The 22,562-nt window shown below is 67.3% G+C and carries 21 protein-coding genes; 9 read left to right on the top strand and 12 right to left on the bottom strand.

Translation table 11 applies throughout. The annotated features are described in order from the left end of the window. Positions 1 to 15: 15 nt before the first annotated feature. Entirely contained in the window at positions 16 to 741 is a 726-nt protein-coding gene (locus SNOV_RS05585; protein WP_013165940.1) for a P-loop NTPase family protein, read from the bottom strand. 2 nt (positions 742 to 743) lie between these two features. Then, on the bottom strand, positions 744 to 1,868 hold the full coding sequence (locus tag SNOV_RS05580; RefSeq protein WP_013165939.1) for an AI-2E family transporter: 1,125 nt from the start codon (positions 1,866 to 1,868) through the stop codon (positions 744 to 746). Between the two features lie 194 nt (positions 1,869 to 2,062). On the opposite strand from SNOV_RS05580, the gene SNOV_RS05575 reads away from it, so the two are divergent. The 3 genes from SNOV_RS05575 (at position 2,063) to purN (ending at position 5,080) form a co-directional block, all read left to right on the top strand. Continuing rightward, entirely contained in the window at positions 2,063 to 3,250 is a 1,188-nt protein-coding gene (locus SNOV_RS05575; RefSeq protein ID WP_013165938.1) for a benzoate/H(+) symporter BenE family transporter, read from the top strand. 83 nt (positions 3,251 to 3,333) lie between these two features. Continuing rightward, positions 3,334 to 4,413 carry a phosphoribosylformylglycinamidine cyclo-ligase gene (purM, locus tag SNOV_RS05570; protein ID WP_013165937.1) on the top strand — a complete coding sequence of 360 codons (1,080 nt, stop codon included), beginning with the start codon at positions 3,334 to 3,336 and terminating at the stop codon, positions 4,411 to 4,413. Further along, on the top strand, positions 4,379 to 5,080 hold the full coding sequence (gene purN / locus SNOV_RS05565; RefSeq protein WP_049785700.1) for a phosphoribosylglycinamide formyltransferase: 702 nt from the start codon (positions 4,379 to 4,381) through the stop codon (positions 5,078 to 5,080). The genes purM and purN overlap by 35 nt, the downstream gene beginning before the upstream one ends. Here the strand turns inward: purN and SNOV_RS05560 are convergent. The 5 genes from SNOV_RS05560 to ndk all read right to left on the bottom strand — a co-directional run bounded on the left by SNOV_RS05560 (position 5,077) and on the right by ndk (position 10,607). After that, positions 5,077 to 5,862 carry a cyclase family protein gene (locus tag SNOV_RS05560; protein ID WP_013165935.1) on the bottom strand — a complete coding sequence of 262 codons (786 nt, stop codon included), beginning with the start codon at positions 5,860 to 5,862 and terminating at the stop codon, positions 5,077 to 5,079. The genes purN and SNOV_RS05560 overlap by 4 nt on opposite strands. Before the next feature lie 173 nt (positions 5,863 to 6,035). Further along, on the bottom strand, positions 6,036 to 8,117 hold the full coding sequence (locus SNOV_RS05555; RefSeq protein ID WP_013165934.1) for a molybdopterin-containing oxidoreductase family protein: 2,082 nt from the start codon (positions 8,115 to 8,117) through the stop codon (positions 6,036 to 6,038). Between the two features lie 69 nt (positions 8,118 to 8,186). Further along, on the bottom strand, positions 8,187 to 8,930 hold the full coding sequence (locus SNOV_RS05550; RefSeq protein ID WP_013165933.1) for a TerC family protein: 744 nt from the start codon (positions 8,928 to 8,930) through the stop codon (positions 8,187 to 8,189). A 178-nt stretch (positions 8,931 to 9,108) separates the two neighbouring features. After that, positions 9,109 to 9,807: a TerC family protein gene (locus SNOV_RS05545; protein WP_013165932.1), complete on the bottom strand. Its 699-nt coding sequence runs from the start codon at positions 9,805 to 9,807 to the stop codon at positions 9,109 to 9,111. Between the two features lie 377 nt (positions 9,808 to 10,184). Beyond that, positions 10,185 to 10,607 carry a nucleoside-diphosphate kinase gene (gene ndk, locus SNOV_RS05540; RefSeq protein ID WP_013165931.1) on the bottom strand — a complete coding sequence of 141 codons (423 nt, stop codon included), beginning with the start codon at positions 10,605 to 10,607 and terminating at the stop codon, positions 10,185 to 10,187. A gap of 226 nt (positions 10,608 to 10,833) precedes the next feature. Here ndk and SNOV_RS05535 point away from each other — a divergent pair, with 226 nt between their 5' ends. After that, positions 10,834 to 11,049 (top strand): hypothetical protein, encoded by a 216-nt coding sequence (locus SNOV_RS05535; RefSeq protein WP_013165930.1) that lies wholly within the window; start codon positions 10,834 to 10,836, stop codon positions 11,047 to 11,049. A 250-nt stretch (positions 11,050 to 11,299) separates the two neighbouring features. After that, on the top strand, positions 11,300 to 11,518 hold the full coding sequence (locus tag SNOV_RS05530) for a hypothetical protein (RefSeq protein ID WP_013165929.1): 219 nt from the start codon (positions 11,300 to 11,302) through the stop codon (positions 11,516 to 11,518). 302 nt (positions 11,519 to 11,820) lie between these two features. Here SNOV_RS05530 and SNOV_RS05525 read toward each other — a convergent pair whose 3' ends face one another. Next, on the bottom strand, positions 11,821 to 12,513 hold the full coding sequence (locus SNOV_RS05525; RefSeq protein WP_013165928.1) for an aquaporin: 693 nt from the start codon (positions 12,511 to 12,513) through the stop codon (positions 11,821 to 11,823). Positions 12,514 to 12,722: 209 nt separating this feature from the next. Here SNOV_RS05525 and SNOV_RS05520 point away from each other — a divergent pair, with 209 nt between their 5' ends. Beyond that, positions 12,723 to 13,262 carry a DinB family protein gene (locus SNOV_RS05520; protein WP_013165927.1) on the top strand — a complete coding sequence of 180 codons (540 nt, stop codon included), beginning with the start codon at positions 12,723 to 12,725 and terminating at the stop codon, positions 13,260 to 13,262. Positions 13,263 to 13,271: 9 nt separating this feature from the next. On the opposite strand, the gene SNOV_RS05515 is transcribed toward SNOV_RS05520, so the two are convergent. After that, entirely contained in the window at positions 13,272 to 14,090 is an 819-nt protein-coding gene (locus SNOV_RS05515; RefSeq protein WP_013165926.1) for a cyclase family protein, read from the bottom strand. A 124-nt stretch (positions 14,091 to 14,214) separates the two neighbouring features. Between SNOV_RS05515 and SNOV_RS05510 the strand changes: the two genes are divergently transcribed. Further along, positions 14,215 to 16,086, top strand: coding sequence for an ABC-F family ATP-binding cassette domain-containing protein (locus tag SNOV_RS05510; RefSeq protein ID WP_013165925.1), 1,872 nt, complete (start codon positions 14,215 to 14,217; stop codon positions 16,084 to 16,086). Between the two features lie 257 nt (positions 16,087 to 16,343). On the opposite strand, the gene SNOV_RS05505 is transcribed toward SNOV_RS05510, so the two are convergent. The 3 genes from SNOV_RS05505 to SNOV_RS05495 all read right to left on the bottom strand — a co-directional run bounded on the left by SNOV_RS05505 (position 16,344) and on the right by SNOV_RS05495 (position 19,942). Then, positions 16,344 to 17,633, bottom strand: coding sequence for a porin (locus SNOV_RS05505; RefSeq protein ID WP_013165924.1), 1,290 nt, complete (start codon positions 17,631 to 17,633; stop codon positions 16,344 to 16,346). A 306-nt stretch (positions 17,634 to 17,939) separates the two neighbouring features. Further along, the gene (locus SNOV_RS05500; protein WP_013165923.1) at positions 17,940 to 18,386 is read right to left on the bottom strand and encodes a DNA polymerase III subunit chi; all 447 of its coding nucleotides are present in this window, start codon (positions 18,384 to 18,386) and stop codon (positions 17,940 to 17,942) included. A 47-nt stretch (positions 18,387 to 18,433) separates the two neighbouring features. Further along, the gene (locus SNOV_RS05495) at positions 18,434 to 19,942 is read right to left on the bottom strand and encodes a leucyl aminopeptidase (protein WP_013165922.1); all 1,509 of its coding nucleotides are present in this window, start codon (positions 19,940 to 19,942) and stop codon (positions 18,434 to 18,436) included. A gap of 200 nt (positions 19,943 to 20,142) precedes the next feature. Here SNOV_RS05495 and lptF point away from each other — a divergent pair, with 200 nt between their 5' ends. Both lptF and lptG read left to right on the top strand, forming a co-directional pair. Then, a complete protein-coding gene (gene lptF / locus SNOV_RS05490; RefSeq protein WP_013165921.1) occupies positions 20,143 to 21,300 on the top strand; it encodes an LPS export ABC transporter permease LptF in 1,158 nt (385 codons plus the stop codon). Between the two features lie 52 nt (positions 21,301 to 21,352). Continuing rightward, positions 21,353 to 22,438 (top strand): LPS export ABC transporter permease LptG, encoded by a 1,086-nt coding sequence (gene lptG / locus SNOV_RS05485; protein ID WP_013165920.1) that lies wholly within the window; start codon positions 21,353 to 21,355, stop codon positions 22,436 to 22,438. Positions 22,439 to 22,562 lie beyond the last annotated feature (124 nt).

Below are 22,562 nucleotides of genomic sequence, written 5' to 3'. Positions count from 1 at the left end.
GGGCCGAACCTATGGTCAAGTCATGAATGGGCGTGCCGAGCCGGCGTCGGGGGCCGACTCCGGCCCTGCCGCGCGGCTGCGCAGAAGCTCCGAGGCAAGTGCCCGCGTCAAGGGCCGCTTGCGCGCCAGCGCCTCGCGGTCGAGCTCGCCGACGATGTCGCGCAAGCCCGCTATGGAGCGCTCGACGCGCGGCAGAAGATAGTTCAGCAGCGCCTCGTCGGGCACGATCTGCCGGTCGGCGAACAGCTTCACCGCCACGGCCGCCAGCAATTCCTCGTCCGGTGCTCCCAGAGAGACGACGGGCATCGCCCGCAGCCGCGAGGCGAGGTCGCGCGTCGCGATCGCCTCCGCCAGCGCGGCGGGCGCGCGCCGCGCCGTCACCAGAACATGGGCGCGCTGCTCGCCGGCGAGATTCATCAGATGGAACAGCGCCGCCTCCGGCACCGGCCCCTCGCCGAGATCCTCGACGACGAGGGCGCCCGAGGCGAGAAGCGCCGGCACCGCGGCGGCATCGAGCGCGGCGGCGGGCACGACCTGCGCCCCGGTCTCCGCCGCGAAGATGGCGGCAAGGTGCGACTTGCCCGAGCCCTCCGGCCCGACGAGGGCGACCAGGCGCGACGGCCAGTCCGGCCAGGCGTCGATCAGCGCCAGCGCCCCCTCATTGGCCGGGCCGGGCAGGAAATCGTCGCGCGTCCGGCTGTCGGCATGCGGCAGGTCGAGCGGCAACTGCCGGGCGGCCATGGTCAACGGGCCTGCGCCTGCGGCGCCGGCTCGACCGGCGCGGGCGGCGCGCCGGAGGGCTCGTCCTCGCCGGTATAGAGCGGGCTGTCGAGATAGCGTTCGATGGCGAAGCGCATCAGTACGCCGACCGCCGCCGCCAGCGGCACCGCCAGCAGGAGGCCGAGGAAGCCGAGCAGGTAACCGAAGGCCAAAAGGGCGAACATCAGCCACACCGGATGCAGCCCGACGCTGTCGCCGACTAGCTTGGGCGAGAGAATGTAGCCTTCGATGAACTGGCCGAAGACGAAGATGCCGATCACCAACCCGATCATCGAATAGTCCGGGAAGAACTGAACGATGGCGACGCCGGCCGCCAGCACCAGTCCGGTCAGCGAGCCGACATAGGGGATGAAGGTGATGATCCCCGAGATGAAGCCGATGACGAAGCCGAAGTTCAGCCCGGTCATGGACAGGCTGATGGCATAGAAGCTGCCGAGAATGAGGCACACCAGCGACTGGCCGCGCACGAAGCCGGCGATGGCGCGGTCCATCTGGCGGGCGAGTCCGCGTATGACCGGGCGGTTCTTCACCGGCAGCCAGGAATCGACCTTCTCCACCATGTGGTTCCAGTCGTTGAGGATGTAGAAGGCCACCACCGGGGTGATGACCAGCAGCGAGAACAGCGAGATCAGCGCCTGCCCGCCGGTCCATAGCGACTGGATCAGGGTGAGCATGTAGGTGGCGCCTTGCGACACCAGCTCGTTCAGGCCCTGCTGGATGCTCGGCATGTTGTCGCCGACGAGGTCGCGCAGCCAGGTCGCGGTCTTCTCCTCACTGGTGATCATGTTCTGCAGCCGGACGATGTAGTCCGGCAGCCGCTGGATGAAGGCGGCGAGCTGCGAACCGAAGATCGGCACCACCAGCAGCATCAGCAAGATGCCGATGAGCAACGTCAGGGCGATGGCGACCAGCGAGGCAGCGAGCCGGTTGACGCCCCATTTCTCCAGCCGGGTGGTCACCGGGTTGAGGAAATAGGCCAGCGCCAGGCCGGCGACGAACGGCAGCAGCACGCTCGACAGCAGCCAGGAGGCCGCGATGACGGCAGCGAGCACCGTCAGCCAGAAGGTCACCTGCTTGTGCCAGGCCATCCGATCTCCATCCCGCGAACCGCACGTCGCGGAGAAATAGATACAGGAAAACCGGGTGTTTGCGATGCGTAAGCGACGTAGCCCCCGCCATTCACAGAAGCTGGCGTCCGCCGCCGAAGGAGCCATGGCCATCGGCGCCGCGGCGTGGCACAAGGCGGGCGGCGCGCCCGTCCGCGCCGGAAGGCAGCCTGCGCATGCACTCTCCCCGAACCTCTTCGCCGAGGGTCACCGTCTCCCTCGTCACCTCCGGCGTCGTCGCCGCGCTGGTCGGCTTCGGCGGCACCCTGCCGCTGATCGTCTCCGCCGCGCAGGCAGTGGGCGCCACGCCCGGCCAGATCTCCTCGGGCGTGATCGGCCTGTGCCTGTCCATGGCGCTGACGACGGCCTGGCTCGGCTGGCGCCACCGCATGCCGATCATCGCCGCCTGGTCGACGCCCGGCGGCGCGCTGATCGCCGGCTCGCACGGGCTCACCATCGAGACGGTCGTCGCCGCCTATCTGCTGGCCGGCCTGCTGCTCTTGGTCACCGCGGCGGTGAAGCCGCTCGGCACGCTGGTGCAGCGCCTGCCGGTCGCCATCGCCGCCGCCATGCTGGCGGGCGTGCTGTTCCGCTTCTGCATCGCCGTGTTCACCGCCGGGCAGGCCGACCCGCTGCTGGTGCTGCCACTGGTGCTGATCTTCCTGGTCGCGCGGCGCATCAGCCCGTTCGGCGGGGTGCTGGCGGTGCTGGTCATCGGCATCGCGCTGGCCTTCTTCCTCGGCCGGGTCGGTCCCCTGCCCGCCGAACTGCCGCTGCCGTCGCTGGAATTCATCGTGCCGCGCCTCGACCTGCAATCGCTGATCGGCGTCGGCGTACCGCTCTACATCGTCACCATGGCCTCGCAAAACCTGCCGGGCTTCGCCGTGCTGCAGGCCGCCGGCTACCGGCCGCCGACGCAGTCGATCCTCGCCCTGACGGCAATCGCGTCACTGGTGACCGCGCCCTTCGGTTCGCTCACCTCGAACCTCGCCGCCATCACCGCCTCGATCTGCACCGGGCCGGACGCGCATCCCGATCCGACCAAGCGCTGGCTCACCACGCCCTTCTACGCGCTGACCTACGTCGTGCTGGCGGCGTGCGGGGCCTTCATGGTGGCGCTGATCGCCGCCCTGCCGGCCGGTCTGGTCGCCGCCTTTGCCGGGCTCGCGCTACTGGGACCGCTGGTCAACGCGCTCGCGACCTCGATGGGCGACACGGCCAAGCGCTTCCCCGCCGTGCTGACGCTGGCGGTGACGGCTTCCGGCATGACGCTTTTCGATATCGGCTCGGCCTTCTGGGGTCTCGCCGCCGGGCTGATCGCGCTCGGCATCGAGCATGCCGGCGCGCGCCGGAAGGCGGCCTGACCACGCAGGCTGTTCCCCGCCGCTTGCGGGGGCGTCCATAAGCGGCTAAGCCGCCAGCATTCCTCGGCGACAGACGGTTTGAGATGAGCGGTACGGAAAAGGGCCTCAGCTATCGCGATGCGGGCGTCGACATCGACGCCGGCAACCGGCTGGTCGATCTCATCAAGCCGCTGGTCAAGGCCACCCGCCGGCCCGGCGCCGACGCCGAGATCGGCGGCTTCGGCGGCGTGTTCGATCCCAAGGCCGCCGGCTTCAAGGACCCGCTGATCGTCGCCACCACGGACGGCGTCGGCACCAAGCTGAAGATCGCCATCGAGACCGGCCGGCACGAGACCATCGGCATCGACCTCGTGGCCATGTGCGTCAACGACCTCGTGGTGCAGGGCGCCGAGCCGCTGTTCTTCCTCGACTATTTCGCCACCGGCAAGCTGGCGCCCGACGTCGGCGCCACCATCGTCGCCGGCATCGCCCGCGGCTGCGCGGAAGCGGGCTGCGCGCTGATCGGCGGCGAGACCGCCGAGATGCCCGGCATGTATGCCGATGGCGACTACGATCTCGCCGGCTTCTCCGTTGGTGCTGTGGAGCGCGGCCATCTCCTGCCTTCGCCGAATGTGCGACCCGGCGACGTGCTGCTCGGCCTCGCCTCCTCCGGCGTGCATTCCAACGGCTATTCGCTGGTACGCCGCATCGTCGAGCGCTCGGGCCTCGCCTGGGACGCCCCTGCGCCTTTCGCGCCTTCAAGCTCGCTCGGCGAGGCGCTGCTGACCCCGACCCGGCTCTATGTGAAATCCTCGCTGGCGGCGATCCGCAGCACCGGCAAGGTGAAGGCGCTCGCCCACATCACCGGTGGCGGCCTGACCGAGAACCTACCGCGCGTGCTGCCCAAGCACACGATCGGCCGCATCAACCTCTCCGGCCTCTGCGTGCCGCCGGTGTTCCGCTGGCTGGCGCAGGCCGGCGGCGTCGAGGCCGAGGAGATGCTGCGCGCCTTCAACTGCGGCATCGGCATGGTGGTGGTCTGCGCCCCCGAGGATGCCGAGACGGTGGCCGACGCCTTTGCCGATGGCGGCGAGGAGGTGATCCATCTCGGTGCCGTCGAGCCCGGCGAAGGCAAGGCGCGCACCGTCTATGACGGCACCCTCGCCCTCGACAAGAAGCTCTGACGAGGGACGGGCGGTGACCAAGCCCCGCGTGGCGATCCTCATCTCCGGCCGCGGCTCCAACATGATGTCGCTGATCGAGGCGGCGAGCCGGCCGGGCTTCCCGGCGGAGATCGCGCTCGTCCTCTCCAACCGCCCCGACGCGCACGGCCTCGCCCGGGCACAGGCCGCGGGCATCGCCGCCCGCAGCCTCGACCACAAGGGTTTTGCCGACCGCGCGAGCTTCGACGCGGCGCTCGACGCGTTGCTGGTGGAGGAGCAGATCGACCTCGTCTGCCTCGCCGGCTTCATGCGGCTGCTGACCGCGCCCTTCGTCGAGACCTGGGCGGGCCGGATGATCAACATCCACCCCGCGCTGCTGCCGAGCTTCAAGGGCCTGCACACGCATGAGCGGGCGCTGGAAGAAGGCGTGAAGATCCACGGCTGTACCGTGCATTTCGTCACGCCGGAGATGGATGTCGGCCCGATCATCATGCAGGCCGCCGTGCCGGTGCTGGAGGGCGATACGCCGGACAGTCTCGGCGCCCGCGTGCTGGCGCAGGAGCATGTGATCTACCCGGCGGCGCTGCGCCTCGTCTGCGAGGGCCGGGCGAGGCTGGAGGGCGGGCGCGTCGTCATCGACGAGTTCGAGATCGCCCCACCCGCGCTGATCGTGCCGCCGGCGGGCTAGTCGTAGAGAAACGCGACCACGCGCGCCGGCGCCGCCGAGGCGCCCTTCAGGCGCAGCGGGAAGACGGCGACGTCGAAGCCGTGGGCAGGGAGCGCATCCAGCCCCCGTAATTGCTCGATATGCCAATAGGGCTTGCGCCGGCCGACGAGATGGCCGGCCCAGAACAGATCCTCCCGCCCCTCTTCCTTGCTGCGGCGGATCTGGTGATGGAACGGCAGGTCCCAGCCCCACTGGTCGATACCCATCACCTTGATGCCGCGGTCGATCAGCCATTCGGTGGCGGCCGGGCTCATGCCGGTGCCGCGCTTCCAGTAGTCGCGCGTCCCCTGCAGCACGTCGCGCCCGGTGCGGATGAGGGCGATGGTTCCCTCCCCGAGCGTAGCGCCGCTCGCGGCCAGCGCGGATTCGAGGTCGGCGACGCCGATCTCCTCGCCATCGGCTTTGTGGGTCATGTCGAAGACGACGCCCGGGCCGAACATCAGCTCCATTGGCATCTCCTCGATGGTCGGCAGCGTCCGGCCCTCAGCGTCCGTCGGGCCGTAATGCCAGGGGGCATCGATATGGGTGGTGGCGTGCACGCCCATACGGGTGATGGTGTCGTCGGCCCAGCCGGCGAAATCCTTCGGGAACAGCCGGAACGGCAGGCCAAGGATGCGCACCAGCCAGCGTGCGCGGCCATGCGCGTGGTGCTTCACCTTGACCCGCATGAATATCGGGTCGTCGGGATTCTCGGCAATTTCCTTCGAGAGATCGACGATACGCGACGGCCGGGTTCCACCCATAAGACACCTCGAACGCTCTGGCCCCGGCCGTGGCGGATAAGGGAGATGTGTTTCAGGACGTTTTCAATTCGCACGTGGGCGGCGCGACTTTAGTAGGGAGATCGGCATCCCGAGGGCCGTCATGGCCGGGCTTGGCCCGGCCATGACGGCGTACAGGCGACGACGCCCGTCCCTCACGCCTTCCCGATCCGCACCCTGTTGTCGTGCAGCGCGGCGCCGCCGAACGGGGCGACGGGGTCGGCGCCAGTGAGACTGTTGATGCCGCGCCCGTCCTGATGCGCCCTGTTCGGCCAGATCGATTCCGCCACCACCACGCCGCGCCGCAGCCCGTCGAACAGTTTTGCGTGCAGCAGCACCTCGCCGCGCGGGCTGGCGACGCGCACCAGCCCCCCCTCCTCCACGCCGAGCGCCACGGCGTCTTCGGGATGGATCATCAATTCCGGGCGCTTCTCGCGATTGAGCGAGCCCGGCGTCTCGGTGAAGCTGGAATTGAGGAAGGAACGCGCCGGCGAGGTCACGAGGCGGAAGGGATACTCCTCTGTCGCCTCCTCGATCACCGCCCAGTGGTCCGGCCATTCCGGCATCGCCGTGTGCGGCCCGAAGCGACCGGGCGCGGAGAACGGTACCTTGGCCCAGTCGGGCCTCAGCCGGAACTTGCCGTCCGGCCAGGCGAAGCCCTTGAGATAATGCGCCGTCTCGAAATCCGGCTGGATGTCGAGGAAGCGCTTCTCCTCCAGTTCCTCCACCGTGCCGCGCCCGGTCGCCTGCAGCATCCAGTCGATGTGCTCACGCGGGCTCATCTGGAAGCCCTGATGCTCGGCGCCGAGGCGCTCGGCCAGCGCGCAGATCACCTCGTGATTGGTGCGGCACTCGCCCAGCGGCTCGACCAGCTTGGGGCCGAGGATGACATATTGGTTGCCGCCGCCCTGATAGAGGTCGTCATGCTCGGTGAACATGGTCGCCGGCAGCACGATGTCGGCCATGCGCGCAGTCTCGGTCATGAACTGCTCGTGCACGGCGACGAACAGGTCCTCGCGGGCAAAGCCGCGCCGCACCTTCTCCTGGTCCGGGGCGATGGAGACCGGGTTGGTGTTCTGGATCAGCATGGCCGTCACCGGCGGCCCGCCGAGCAGCGCCTCCGGATCGCCGGTGAGGATGTCGCCGATGCGCGACTGGTCGAGCTCGCGGGAGGTGACCTTGATGTCCCGCCCCTCCACCATCCGCTTGTTCCAGCGGTAGATCGCGCTGTTGGAATGGAAGGCGCCGCCGCCCTCGTGCTTCCACGCGCCGGTAACGGTCGGAATGCAGCTCACCGCATGCATCGCCACCGCGCCGTTGCGCGAGCGGGTGAAGCCGTAGCCGGCGCGGATGAAGGTTTTCGGAGTCCGGCCAATGGCTTGCGCGAAGGCTTCAATCTCGTCTGCCGGCATGCCGGTGATGGCCGCCGCCCATTCCGGCGTGCGTTCTTGAAGATGTGATTCAAGACCGGCGGAATCGTCAGCAAATTCATTGAGATAGGCACGGTCGGCGAAGCCGTCCCTGAACAGGACATGCATGACCGCGCAGGCCAACGCGCCATCCGTGCCGGGGCGGATCAGCACCGGGATGTCGGCCTGCTCCATGGTCGGGGAGTTGTAGACGTCGACGACCGCGATCTTCGCCCCGCGCTCCTTCCGGGCGCGGGTGGCGTGGGCCATCACGTTGATCTGGGTGGAGACCGGGTTGGTACCCCAGATCACCACGAGGTCGGATTTCGCCATCTCGCGCGGGTCCGGGCCGGCAAGCCGGCCGGTGCCGGCGAGGAAGCCGCTCCAGGCCGGGTTGACGCAGATCGAGGAGAAGAAACGCGAATAGTTCTTGGCGTGGGTCAACCGGTTGATGCCGTCGCGCATCACCAGCCCCATGGTGCCGGCATAATAATAGGGCCACACCGCCTCGGAACCGTGCTCCCGCTCGGCCTCGCGGAAGCGGTGCGCGATCTCATCCAGCGCCTCGTCCCAGGAGATGGGCGCGAAGGCGCCCTCGCTCTTCGCGCCCGTGCGGCGCAGCGGCTGCGTCAACCGGTCGGGATGGTTCGCGCGCTCGGCATAGCGGGCGACCTTGGCGCAGATGACGCCGGCGGTGAAGGAGTTGTCACGCGAGCCGCGCACGCGCCCGATACGCCCGCCGGAGATGTCGATCTCCAGCGCGCAGGTCGAGGGGCAGTCATGCGGGCAGGCGGAATAGCCGGTACGGACAGGCGTATGCTGATTCATGAAAAAGCGCTCCGCCAGCATCGTAGCGGAGCGCTCATTCGTTTTACACCCGCAGCGGGAAGGTCGGCCTCAGTGGGCCGGGGCTTCCGTGCGGCGGCTCTTCACGATCCAGCCGAAGGCAACCACGAAGGTCGCGCCGATCACCGCCGCAAGGTAGTGCGGCAGCGCGGACGGCTTCAGGCCGACCGGGTCTTCCGGATCGTCGATCCGCTCGACCAGATCGGAGGAGAAGCCCTGCATGGTCTCCAGCGCCACCTTGTCGCTCACCAGCATCTCGCCGGCGATCCAGCCGAGCAGCGCCGCGCCGAACCAGACCAGGATCGGGAAGCGCGAGATCAGCTTCAGGATCAGTTGCGAGCCGAAGATGATCAGCGGGATGGTGAGCAGCAGGCCGAAGATGAACAGCTCGGCATGGCCGCGCGCCGCGGCGGCGATGGCGACCACGTTGTCGAGGCTCATCACGGCATCGGCGATGGCGATAGTGCGCACGGCCTTCCAGAGGCTGTCCGCGCTCTCAACGTGATGACCCTCGCCGCCCTCGTCGAGCACCAGCTTGATGGCGATCCAGAACAGCAGCAGCGCGCCGACGACCTTGAGGAAGGGCACGCCGAGCAGGAAGGAGACTGCCAGGGCGAACAGGATGCGCAGGCCGACGGCCGCGCCGGCGCCCAGCAGGATGCCCCATTTGCGCTGCTTCTCCGGCAGCGAGCGGCAGGCAAGCGCGATGACGACCGCGTTGTCGCCGGAGAGCAGCAGGTCGATCCAGATGATCTGGAGCAATGCGACCCAGAAGACAGGGCTCGTGAAATCCATCGTTTCCTCTCAGCTCGTCAAAAATGTTAGTCCGTGGCGCAGGAAGTTCCAGCCCTTAAGGCGGCCCTTTCTCTGGCATACCTTATTAAGTACGCCAGTTTTGAGCGCCTAAACCGACAGCGCCCGCGACGTGTGACGTCGCGGGCGCGCCGGCGGAAGGGAACGTCCGGCCAGGCTGTCAGTGCGTCTCCGCGGAATGCGCGGTGCGGCGCAGCCGGCCCAGGGTCCAGCCGATGCCCACGACCAGCACCGCACCGAGCGCCGCAGCGACGTACTCGAAGTGATGCACGACGGTCTCGCCAAAATACTCCAGCACCTTGATATCGGAGACGAACATCTCGCCGGCGACCCAGCCGAGCAACGCCGCACCGGCCCAGACCAGGACGGGGAAGCGCGAGAGCAGGCTCATGATCAGCGCCGCGCCGGCGATGATCATCGGGATCGAGATGACGAGGCCGATCACGATCAGCGTCCAGTTGCCGTCCGCCACCGCGGCGATGGCGACGACGTTGTCGAGGCTCATCACCAGGTCGGCGACCGCAATGGTGCCCACCGCGCGCCACAGGCTGTCATGCGCGGCGACGCCGCCCTCCTCGCCCTCTTCCGGCAGCACCAGGTCGACCGCGATGTAGAGCAGCGCCAGCGAGCCGACGATGCGCAGCCAGGGCAGGCCGAGCAGCACGGCGATGATGGCGGTGAACACCACGCGCATGCCGACGGCGACGGCGGCGCCGAGGATCATGCCGGTACGGCGCATGCGGTCGGGAAGCGACCGGCAGGCCATGGCGATGACCACGGCGTTGTCGCCCGACAACAGCACGTTGATCCAGATGATTTTCAGGAGTGCCAGCCAGAAAAGCGGCTCAAGATAGTTCATCGTCCTCGTTCCCTCACCTCCCGCCCTTCTCCGGACGAGACTGAAATGTGTTTCAATCGGCGTTGGCGCGCCGTGCTACGGTGAGGCAAGAGGAGGTGGCTCCGGCGGGCCCACTCCCGGGCGCTCTTGGCGCGCCATAAAGGCAATCCCCGCTGCGGGCCACTTCTCCGTGGCCGGACCCCCGCAGCGCCAATCTGCGCAACATACATAATAATCTATGAGGTGGCCAAGGGGTTCGGAGCCAAAGCGTCCGATTTTCCTGCTTTTGCCATGCTGCAGCCGCACAGTACCGACGCTGCCCTGCAATGAAAATGCCCCGCCGGAGGTATCCGGCGGGGCATGAACTCAGCGGAAGGCGCAAATGAAGACTGGGCGCCTCAGCCGACGATCTCGTTGCCCGAGAAGAACTGGGCGATCTCGATCTGGGCATTCTCGGCGCTGTCCGAGCCATGCGCCGAATTCTCGCCGACCGAGAGGGCGAAATCCTTGCGGATGGTACCCTCGGCCGCGTTGGCCGGGTTGGTCGCGCCCATCACTTCGCGATACTTGGCGACCGCGTTCTCGCCTTCCAGCACCTGCACCACGATGGGGCCGGAGATCATGAAGTCGACGAGCTCGCCGAAGAAGGGGCGCTCCTTGTGCACCGCGTAGAAGGTCTCGGCCTGGCCGCGGGTCAGAAGCATGCGCTTCTGCGCGACGATGCGCAGGCCCGCCTTCTCGATATAGGCGTTGATGGCGCCCGTGAGATTGCGCTTGGTCGCGTCGGGCTTGAGGATCGAAAAGGTGCGCTCGAGCGCCATGGTTCTTTTCCTGAAAGCATTGGGGGCGTGGGTTCGCCCGGGCTTATAGCGGCGCCTCCCGATCCCGACAAGATGAGCCTTGGCGCGGCGCTTTCCCGCCCCTGCCTGCGCCCCCAATCACAAGGCCGTGCGGGTAGGCAAGGACCTCCATTGCGGAGGAACCGTTTCAGGACCATTTGCTTAACGGACCAAGTGGTCGGTCGGGTCGCAGCAGCGGAATACAAAGATGAAGAAGGTCGTCATCGCCGTATTGGGCGTTGCAGCGGTTCTGGTCGGCTTCGCCGCCCTGCCGTTCCTGACCGTGGCCGACGCGACCACCGGCACCCTTTACGGGCCGGCGCGTCCACAAGGCTACCAGACCTGCTTCATGGAGCGCCGCGCGGTCTTCACCGACGGCACTCCGCGCATGGTGCGCGAGCGCCGCTGCGTATTCGCCGAATAAAGTCGATCACGACTTCATGAATGGGTCTTGGAACTTTACCGGCGATGCGCACGTTAAGGACACGTTAACGGATCGGGTTGAGGCAAACACGTATGAACGAACGCGTATTGTTTCGTTCCGCTGTGCAGGCCACGAATAGCGGCAGCACAGGCGAGCATGAGGCCCCTGTGTCCCGTTCTGCAGTCGAGAGTGGATTGATGAAGGTTTAGAACGCCGGTGGCCCTCCACCGGGTGGTGGATGAGGTCGCGCATGTTCAAGACCGTTGTCATCAGCGCTGTTGCTGCCGCCATGGGCTTTGCGGTCCTGTTTATCGGCGCGGCATCCGCCACGGGATATTTCAAGCGTCAGGTGCCGGTCGCCACGGTCGAGATTCCGGCCGAACCCGTCGCCGGCGATTGCGTCACGCAGAGCCGCTGGATGAGCGACGCGGGCCGTATGGTCCAGGTCGAACGCGCGGTCTGCTACTGACGTTTCAAGGTTTCACGGCTCGGCTCGCGGCATCCCCACTCCCCCAAGCCCCACGCGAGCCAATAAAGCCCCGGCTCCTCCCCCAGGGAGCCGGGGCACCTTTTTGGGCCCTACCCTTCCCAGATGAACAGTAGCCAACGGCGCGTTCAGCCGCCGTTGCGCCGGCGCGGGCATGATGGGCGCATCCGGCAACGGATTGCCGAGCGCCGGCCGTTTCCGCCGACCCGGACGGCACTCGAAAAACCCCGGTCCTGTTCCTCGCAGGACCGGGGTTTATTGCGTCGCGGTTGCTTTTGCCGCGGTCAGTCCTCGAGCACCTTGGCCTTGAACAGGAGACCGGCGATCAGTGCGCCGATCGGCGGGATCACCACGAACAGCCAGAGCTGCTCCATGGCCCGGCCGCCCACGAACAGCGCCGGACCGATGCTGCGCGCCGGGTTGACCGACACGCCGGTCGCCGGGATGAACACGATGTGGATCAGCACCAGAGTGAGGCCGATGGCGAGGCCCGCCACCGGCGTGGTGCCGGCCTTGCTGGTCGCGCCGAGGATGACCACCAGGAACACGAAGGTGCCGACCAGCTCGGCGATGATCGCGGTCGAGATGCCGAAGTTGCGGCCATAGCCCTCGCCCCAGCCGTTCTGTCCGAGACCGGCGGTCGCGATGTCAAAGCCGCCGATCTTGCCGGACATGATGAGGTAGAGCAGCGCCGCGCCGCCGATGCCCCCGAGCACCTGCGCCACGATGTAGCCGATGAGGTCGCCGGGCGAGAGACGTCCCGCGGCCCAGACGCCGACGCTGACCGCCGGATTGATGTGGCAGCCGGAAATCGGTCCGATGCCGTAGGCCATGGCCGTGACCGAGAGGCCGAAGGCGAAGGCGACCGCCAGGAACCACACCGGCGAAGCTTCGGCGAAGCCGGTCACCACGACCGATCCGCATCCGAAAAGCACCAGGACAGCGGTGCCGATGAACTCAGCGACATATTTCTTCATGTGCCTGTTCCTCGTTGCAGACGCCGAACTGACCATCGGCGCTGCGGTACCCCCGTGGCGAACAGATTCCTCGGAACGATTCGGGTCAAGACTCCGTGATCGGCCCCGGATGCCAGCGGGGCTGATGGCGACCATCACCACATGGAATTGGCAAGCGGCGCCGGCGCGACGCAGGATGGTGCCGTCAGCGCCCCGCCGGACCGAAAGCCATGGCCTCCGATCCCCTCTTCCTGCGCCGCTATCGCGACTTCGCCGCCTACAATGCCTGGGCCAATCGCCGGCTCTATGCGGCGGCAGCAGAGCTCAGCGACGAGCAGTTCCGTGCCGACCGCGGCGCCTTCTTCGCCTCGGTCCACGGCACGCTGAACCATCTCCTGGTCGCCGACCGCATCTGGCTGCGCCGCTTCACCGGCGAGGGCGAGACCTATCCGCGGCTCGACGTCATCCTGTTCGAGGCACGGCCCGAGCTCGCCAGGGCACGCGAGGCCGAGGACGCACGCATCGTGCGGTATATCGACGGCCTCACGGAAACGGATCTTCTCGCCGGGCTGCGCTACGGCAACACGGCCGGGAAGCGCTTCGTCCATCCGCTGGCGACGGTGCTGGATCATTTCTTCAACCACCAGACCCACCATCGCGGGCAGGTGCACGGGCTGATCAGCAGCTTCCTCGGCAACGAGGCCACGCCCTCGCTCGACCTGCTGCTCTATCAGCGCGAGGTCGGCCTCGCCTCGCCGGAGGCGGCGTGAGGCCGGCGCTCACACCAGTGCCAGCACCCGGCTCAGGCCGCCGCTGGCGCCCTTGATCTTCGGCCCGCCGACCACCAGCGTCGCGCCCTTCGCCGGCAGAGCGGAAAGGTTGGCGGCGGCCTCGACGCCCCAATGACCCGAACCCAGCCATTTGTAATGGAAGGCGAAATCCTTCGAGGCGCCATAGTCGAGCGAGAGCGTGTCGACCACCACGCCGGCGACGCCCTTCTGCGCCAGAACCGGCGCAACGTCGACGTGGAAGCCGGGGAAATGCAGGGTGCCGTTGGCATCCGCATTGCGGAACCTGTCGGTGCCGAGATGCGCTTCCCAGCCGGAATTGAGCGCCACCGCGGCGCCCGCCGGCAGCGGGCCGTTGGCAGCCTCCCAAGCTGTAATGTCGCCCGCCGTGATCCGGTAGTCCGGGTCGGCGCCAGCCTTCTCCCTTATGTCGATCACCGCCAGCGGCACCACAAGCGTCTCGATGGGCAGCGCGTCGGCGCTCGGCCCGTCCTTGGAGAAGTGGAACGGCGTGTCGAGATGCGTGCCGGTGTGCTCGTTCACCACCCATTCGTTGAGGTTGAAGCCGTCCTTGTCGAAGCTGAACAGCTGGCGGATCTCCAGCTGCGGCTTGCCGAAATAGGTCGGGAAGGACGGGTCGAGCACATGGGTGAGGTCGACCACCTTCGAGAAGCTCACCGGCGCGGCGAAGGCGCCGCCGGCCGGTAGGGCCGAGAAGCCGGCGAGCGTCGCCATGCCCGCAACGCCCTTGAACACACCCCGGCGCGACAGCCGCCGCGCCACGACTTCCTGGCATCCGGGAATGCACATCGGTCGAACCCTCCCTGATCGGATAAACGGATTTCCGCTACGGCAGGCGGCAAGCATAGACCGTGCCTGCCGCGCTTGTCCGCAAGCCCTTGCGGGCCGCCCGGCCACGCGGCACAAGACGCCCATGATCGTGTTCGAAGACATCTCGCTGCGCATCGCCGGGCGCCTTTTGATCGACCATGCCTCCGCTGCCCTGCCGGACGGTGCGCGCGTCGGCCTGGTCGGGCGCAACGGCACCGGCAAGACCACGCTGTTCCGCGCCATCACCGGCGACATCGCGCTCGAGACCGGCGACATCCGCATTCCCTCCGGAGCGCGCATCGGCCAGGTGGCGCAGGAGGCGCCCGCCGGTCCCGAGAAGCTGATCGACGTGGTGCTTGCCGCCGATGTGGAGCGCGCCCGCCTCCTGAAGGAGCGCGAGGGCGCCACCGACCCGGCGCGCATCGCCGAGATCGAGCTGCGCCTCGTCGACATCGAGGCCCATGCCGCCCCGGCCCGCGCCGCGCGCATCCTCGCCGGCCTCGGCTTCGACGAGGATGCGCAGCAGCGGCCCTGCTCGGAATTCTCCGGCGGCTGGCGCATGCGCGTCGCCCTTGCCGCGATCCTTTTCTCCGAGCCGGACCTCCTGCTGCTCGACGAGCCGACCAACTATCTCGACCTCGAAGGCACGCTGTGGCTGCAGGACTATCTCGCCCGCTATCCGCGCACCGTGCTGATCGTCAGCCATGACCGCGAGCTGCTGAACCAATCCGTGCAGTTCATCCTGCATCTCGACCAGGGCAAGCTCACCCTATGGCGCGGCGGCTACGATTCCTTCGAGCGCCAGCGGGCGGAAAAGCAGGCGCTCGACCAGAAGGCGAGGGTGAAGCAGGAAGCCAAGCGCAAGCATATGGAAGCCTTCGTCGAGCGTTTCCGCGCCAAGGCCTCGAAGGCCAAGCAGGCGCAGTCGCGGATCAAGGCGCTGGCCAGGCTCGCCCCCATCGCCGAGGCGGTGGGCGAGCAGGCGGCGGCCATCTCGATCCGCCACCCGGCGCGCATCCCCTCCCCGCCCATCCTCACACTCGACAGCGCGTCGGCCGGCTATGAGCCGGGCAAGCCGGTGCTGCGCGGCCTCACGCTGCGCATCGATCATGACGACCGCATCGCCCTGCTCGGCCCGAACGGCAACGGCAAGTCGACCTTCGCCAAGCTGATCGCCGGCCGGCTCGATCCGCTCGGTGGAAACATGGTGCGGGCGGCGGGGCTGGAGATCGCCTATCTCGCCCAGCACCAGCTCGACGAGCTCGTCGCCGGCGAGACGGTCTATGATCACGTCCGCCGACTGATGCCGGACGCGCCCGAGGCCAAGGTGAGGTCCCGCGCGGCCGAGATGGGCTTTTCCGGCGCGACGGCCAACACGACCATCTCGGCGCTCTCCGGCGGCGAGAAGGCGCGGCTGCTGCTTGGCCTCGCCGCCTTCCATGGGCCGCATCTGCTCATACTTGATGAGCCGACTAATCATCTAGATATCGCCGCTCGCCAGGCGTTGATGGAGGCGATCAACGACTTCCCCGGCGCGGTGATCCTGATCAGCCACGACCGCTCTTTGCTCGACGCCAGCGCCGAGCGGCTCTGGCTGGTAGCGGAGGGCACGGTGCGTCCCTATGAGGGCGACCTCGACGAGTACCAGAAGCTGGTAGTCGGGCGTACTGCCTCGTCGCAGCGCAAGGAGGCGGGCGCGTCGCGTGTGGACGAGCGCCGGCAGGCCGCCGACCGGCGGGCCGAGACCGCGCCGCTGCGCAAGAAGATCAAGGAGATCGAGGGCGCGATGGCGAAGCTGGAGCGCACGCTCGCGACCCTCGACGCCAGCCTTGCCGACGAAACGCTCTATGTGCGCAAGCCCGCCGAGGCCCAGCGCCTCGCCCGCGAACGTGGCGAAGCCGCCGAGGCGCTGGTGAAGGCGGAGGAGCAATGGCTTGAGCACTCCGCCGCGCTCGACGAGGCGATGGCGTCGTAAGCCGATCGCTCAGCTGACGGGCGGCGACGCTGCTTGAGCAGGCTGGCGTAAGCCGCAGTGCGGTCGGACGAAATTCTCCCGCCTCGGACCTGAAACTTCCCAACCGCGATCACTGAAAGCGCCGGCCGTAGGTGCGGCGGTTACCGCCGTCGGCAGCGCTTGGGTGTCGGGCGGCACTGCCTTCGTTGCGCAGGCTGCAAAAGCAAAAAGCCCCGGCACAAGGCCGGGGCTTTCCGTAGAACCGATCTCGGCTGAGATCAGAAAGAACGACGAGCCGAGAAGGTGATGCGGTTCTGGGTGGTCTCCTGGCTGAACGTATCCGGCGGCAGGAAGAAGGTGTCCGTGCCCTTGTACTCAGCCGACAGGTAGTCGTACTGGAGGACGAGGGTCAGGCCCTTGACCGGGATCCAGCCGATGTTGGCACCGACGTTGTAGCCCTCGAACTTCGCGCTCGCGAAAGCGTCCAGGATCGAGAAGTCGTCGGTCTCGGTCCAGCTGCCGACCACGCTGGTGAACACCGACGGGGTCCAGTAGTGCTGCAGCGCACCGCCGACGTACCAGCCGGAAACCGTGTTGCCCATCGCGTCGACGGTCGGGATCGTGCCCTTCAGGCCGAGGTAACCCGGAGCGCCGTCGGCGTACACGCCTTCGATGTACAGGGTGGTGGTCTCAGCGAAGTCGAAGCGCACGCCGGCCAGAGCCGCCCAGCCCGAGCTATCCGAGTTGGAGATCGGAAGGCCGGTGAAGAGCACGTCGCCGATGTCGTGGTAGGCGCCCGACACCTTGAAGGCGCCCCAGGTGCCTTCATAGGCGATGTTGGCGACCACGTCCGGAACCTGCTGGCCGTCGATCAGGTCGAAGTCCGGCAGGAAGAAGTTGCCACCGAAGTCGCCGTCACGACCGTAGGCGTCTTCGAGCGAGATCGTCGCCGAGAAGCCGTTGCCGAAGTCAGCGGTGTAGGCCACGAGCTGGGTCGTCGTATCCGAGTAGAAGTTACCCGGACGGATGCCGTACCAGAAGTCACCGGCCCAGAAGTCGAACATCGACTGAGCGCGACCGAAGGTGAAGCCGGCGAACTGGATGTAGCCGTACTTCAGGTAGGCATCGCTGCCGCCGACGTCGTCGAAGCCACCAGCGGTGCCGTCTTCGTTCTGACCGAAGCCGAACGACTCACCGGCCTCGAAGCGGGCTTCGATGTACGAACGCAGGGTGCCGTATTCGGTCTGCGTGCGGGCGTCGAGCTGGATCGCGGCGCGGGTGGTGAAGTCGAACTGCCCGTCCGGATCAAGGCGGTTGGTTACCTGGAAACCGTTGAATCGATCCTTGACGTCGACGTCCGTCCAGTAGGTGTCAGCGGTAACGTAGCCGCCGACCTTAAGGCAGGTATCGGTGCCCGGAATGTAATAGAAGCCAGCGCCGTAGGTGGAGCAGATCTTCACATATTCCGCAGCCTTCGCCTTCACAGGCAGATCGGCCGCCGCAGCAGTCCCGACCATGGCAAGCCCGGCAACGGAGCCGAGCAGCACATTCTTGATGACCGTCTTCACTTCATTCTCCCCCAAATTGGACCAATGTTGGGTTTTCGCTTGTCAGGACCCGCCGCAAAGCGCGGCATCCACGGTGATACTGTTCGAAACGCCCCGGCGGTGCAAAGCGAAAGTGGCCGGAAAGTGCCCGCGCTGCCCATTCGGCAACGAAGTGTTGCCACTGAGACACAATTTTCACACCCGGCCCGGCTGGACGCGGGCTCAAAAGGAGAGTGGCGGAAAATCGTGGTGAATCAAGGCTTAACGTGAGGGGCCATTTTGGGCCGGCCACAGATTGTGGCGGCAACTGCCGCCATCCCGCCCGATTCAGCGCCGCTGCCAGCGCCCGTCCGGCCCCTGCTGCCAGTAGGCCACATCGTGCCCCGCCGAGCGCGCTTCCCGCCAGGCCGTCCGGGCATGGTCGAGCGCGTCGGAATCGTTGCCGTCGAACAGATGAATCACGCGCGCGTAAGGCGACAGGTCGGGGGCGGAGGCGCTGTCGATGAAGAATCGCACCGTCGCCCCGTTCGGATTCGATTCGGAGGTGGTGAGCAGAATCGGCTGGCGGCCCGAGTCGGGCTGGCGGTCGGTGCCGTGCGGCAGGAACGACGCCTCGTCATAGGTCCACAGCAGCTGATCGAGGGCCTCGATTCGCTCTGGCGACGAGGACTGCACCGTGCAGCGCCAGCCGCGCTCCAGGCACTTCTCCAGAAGCTGCGGCAGGGCCGCCTCCAGCGGCCGGCTCTGCAGGTGATAGAAGAACACCTCGGTCATGGCGCGCCCTGAACCAGGCCCGGGCCGGCGAACCGGCCCGGCGCTCGTCACGATTCGTAGTGCTTGGCCACCAGGTGGTCGAGCAGGCGCACGCCCCAGCCCGAACCCCAGCTCTTGTTGATCTCGCTCGCCGGCGAGGACATGCCGGTGCCGGCGATGTCGAGATGCGCCCACGGCACGTCGCCGACGAAGCGCTGGATGAACTGCGCCGCGGTGATCGAGCCGCCGAAGCGTCCGCCGGTGTTCTTCATGTCGGCGAACTTCGAATCGATCAGCTTGTCGTATTCGGGCGAGAGCGGCAGGCGCCATACCTTCTCGCCGGTCACCAGCCCCGAATCGGCCAGCCGCTCGGCGAGCGTGTCGTTGTTGGAGAACAGGCCGGCATGCTCGGTGCCGAGCGCGACGATGATCGCGCCGGTGAGGGTGGCGAGATCGACCATGAACTGCGGCTTGAATCGCTCCTTGGCGTACCAGAGCACGTCGCCGAGCACGAGGCGGCCTTCGGCGTCGGTGTTGATGATCTCGATCGTCTGACCCGACATGGAGGTGACGATGTCGCCCGGCCGCTGCGCATTGCCGTCCGGCATGTTCTCGACGAGGCCGATCAGGCCGACCGCGTTCACCTTGGCCTTGCGGCTGGCGAGCGCGTGCATCAGGCCGACGACGCAGGCCGCGCCCGCCATGTCGCCCTTCATGTCCTCCATGCCGGCGGCCTGCTTGATGGAGATGCCGCCAGTGTCGAACACCACGCCCTTGCCGACGAAGGCGACCGGGGCCTCGCCCGACTTGCCGCCGTTCCAGCGCATGACCACGACGCGGCTTTCCTGCTCCGAGCCTTGGCCGACGCCGAGCAGCGCGCCCATGCCGAGCTTCCGCAGGTCCTTCTCGCCGAGCACCTCGACGTCGACCCCGAGCTTGGAGAGGTCTCCCGCGCGCTTGGCGAACTCGCTGGGGGTGAGCACGTTGGCGGGCTCGTTGACGAGATCGCGGGCGATCACCACGCCCTCGCCGATACCCTCGCGCTTCTTAAAGGCGCGCTTCGCGGCGGAGTCATTCTCTATATAAAGAGTCACCTTCGGCTTCGGCGACGCCTCGTCGGGCTTCTTCCTGGTCTTGTAGCGGTCGAAGGAATAGGCGCGCAGCCGGAGGCCCAGCGCGAGCTCGGCCGCCGCCTCGGGCGCCACCTCGCCGCCGGGGAGCGCCAGCACGATGCCGACATCCTTCACCGAGGCCGGCAGCCGGCCCATGATCGAGCCGCCGAGCTTAAGCCAGTCGAACGGCTTCAGCTCCGCCGCCTTGCCGACGCCGACGACGAGCAGCCGCGGCACGGCGAGGCCGGCCGGCGCGACGATGTCGAGCGCCTTGCCGGCCTTGCCGGTGAAGCGGTCCGCCAGCGCGGCGCGCTGCACGAGGTCGCCGGCCGGTGCCAGCAGCGCCTCGACAGTGGGCGCGAGCGCGGGCTCTTCGCCCTCGGCCGGCTCGGCCGCGAGCAGCACGATGAGCCCGTCCAGGGAACTCGGGAGCTTGGCGAAACTGATCTTCACATGATCGGGCATTAGCGCACCTTGCTTGGGGCCTCGCAGTCGTTCGACCTTCTTTAGCCGAATGCACGCCGGGCGACGAGACCGAAACCGGCGCGACGATAAAGCCGGCCTGCCCGATTTGCGCCCGATCGCACAGGCATCTATTCATCGGGGTGAGGACGGCCTCGCCAGGGCGGCGGACGTTTGGCAGAAGGATTGGGGAACGCCGCTCGATGAACCGCCTGGACCGCTACGTGTTCCGTTCGGCCGCCTCGGCCTTCCTCGGAACGCTGCTCGTGCTCACCCTGATGATCTGGATCACGCAGGCGCTGCGTGAGCTCGACATCATGACCACGCAGGGCCAGACCATCCTCGCCTTCGTCTTCATCACCAGCCTCGCTCTGCCCGCGCTGATCCTCGGCCTGGCGCCGGCGGCGCTGTTCATGGCGGTCGCCTACACGCTGTTCCGCATGAACAGCGATTCGGAGATCGTGGTGTCGAGCGCGGCCGGCATCTCGACCTGGCGATTCCTGCGCCCGCTGGTGATCCTGGCGCTCATCGTGGCGGCATGCTGCTCGGTGCTCTCGCTGGAGCTCGTGCCGGCGGCGATGCGGCAGTTCCGCTATGAGATCTCGCGCGTGCGCGCCGACGTCGTGGCCTTCATCGCCCAGCCGGGACGCTTCACCACCCTCGCCGACGGCATGGTGTTCCATGTGCGCGAGCGCAACGCCAACGGCGTGCTCGGCGGCATCTTCATCAACGATGCCCGTGACCCGAAGCAGACCAACACCTATCTCGCCGAGCGCGGCCAGGTGGTCGACAACAAGGACGGCACCTTTCTCATCCTCGAGGAGGGCGCGATCCACCGGCGCACGCCGGGCAAGCCGGACAGCAACGTGGTCGAGTTCCAGCGCTACGCCTTCGACCTGTCGCCCTTCACCTCGAATGGCGAGAACGCGGTCTACCGCGCGCCCGAGCGCTCGTTCCGCGAGCTGCTCAACCCCGATCCGAAGGATTACGTCTATATCCTCGAGTCCGGCCGCTTCACGGAGGAGCTGCACCGCCGCCTCTCGCTGCCGCTCTATGTGCTCGCCTTCTTCGGCATCGCCTGCGCCGCGCTCGCCGAGCCGCGCACGACGCGCGAAGGCCGCGGCCTCGCCCTTGCGGCGACGACGCCCTTCGTCATCGTGCTGCAGGTGACCAGCTTCGGCCTCATCAACCAGATTCGCGGCAATCCCAGCGTGATCCCGTTCGTCTACCTCGTACCGGCGGTCTTCATCGTCGGCTCCGCCCTGTCGCTCAGCGGCCGGTTCAAGCCGCGCATGCCCGAGGCGCTGCGTCGCCAGATCGACCAGATCGCGCAGCGCGTCGTGCGCGCGACGGTGAACTGAGTCATCCTATGCGGACGCGGCAGCGACAACCGACAACCTGCGGAGCCGTGACGTGATCGGGCGCACGCTCGGGGTCTATTTCGGTCGGCGATTCCTTGGCGCCGTGCTCGGCATCTTCGTCGGGTGCGCCGGCCTCATCATGCTCATCGACCTGCTCGAATTGTCGCGGCGCGTCGGCGAGCGCGACGTCGACTTCGGCACGCTGATGCTGCTCGTCGTCTACCGCATGCCGTTCTTCACCGAGCAATTGCTGCCCTTCGCGGTGCTGTTCGGCGCCATCGGCACCTTCCTGACGCTGTCGCGGCGGCTGGAGCTGGTCGTGGCTCGCGCCGCCGGCATCTCGGCGTGGCAGTTTATCGCACCCGCATGCCTGCTCGCGCTGCTGCTCGGGGTGTTCTCGACGACCGTCTACAATCCGGTCTCGGCCGACTTCAAGGACCGCGCCAGCCGGCTGGAGGCGGAGATCTTCAACCGCCAGACCGGCCTCTTCGCCATGACCACCGGCGGCTTCTGGATGCGCCAGCAAAGCGTGGACGGCCAGGCCATCATACAGGCCGCGGCGACCAGCGATGGCGGGCGCCAGCTCACCGGCGTCAACGTCTTCCTGTTCGGGGCGGACGACAAGCTCACCGAGCGCATCGAGGCGGTGCGGGCCATTCTCGAACCCGGCGCCTGGCGGCTCGAACATGCGCGCGTCTTAACTCCTGGCATAGGGTTGCAGGAGTACGATGCGTACATGCTCGCGACCAACCTCACCCCGAATCAAGTCCAGGAAACGCTCCAGAGCGACACCGTCCCGTTCTGGCAGCTGCCGGCGGCGATCGATGCCGCCACCCGCGTGGGCTTCGGTGCGGAACGCTACCGGCTGCAGTATCAGAGCCTGCTGGCGCGGCCTATGCTGCTGCTGGCGATGGTGCTGATCGCGGCCTCGGTGAGCCTGCGCGTGTTCCGCTTCGGCGGCATCGGGCAGACGATTCTCGGTGGCGTCGCCGCCGGCTTTCTGCTTTATGTGTCTACCAAGCTCGCCGAAGACCTTGGCGAGGCCGGGATTGTGCATCCCGTTATTGCAGCGTGGTTTCCAGCGGTCGTTGGGGCATTGATGGGCATTCTCATCCTGCTTCATCGGGAGGACGGATGAAGGTCGGCAACCTGTACGCCGGCCAGGCGGACTCGGTGAGCAAGCGTCGTTCGCGCTGGCTCTCTGCGTCCGCTTGTTGGCTGTTCTTCGCGGTGAGTTCCTCTACGCTGGTTGCGTTCGCTCC

This window comes from Ancylobacter novellus DSM 506 (assembly GCF_000092925.1).
Classification (GTDB): Bacteria; Pseudomonadota; Alphaproteobacteria; order Rhizobiales; family Xanthobacteraceae; genus Ancylobacter; species Ancylobacter novellus.
This window is presented reverse-complemented; position numbering and strand designations above follow the sequence as displayed.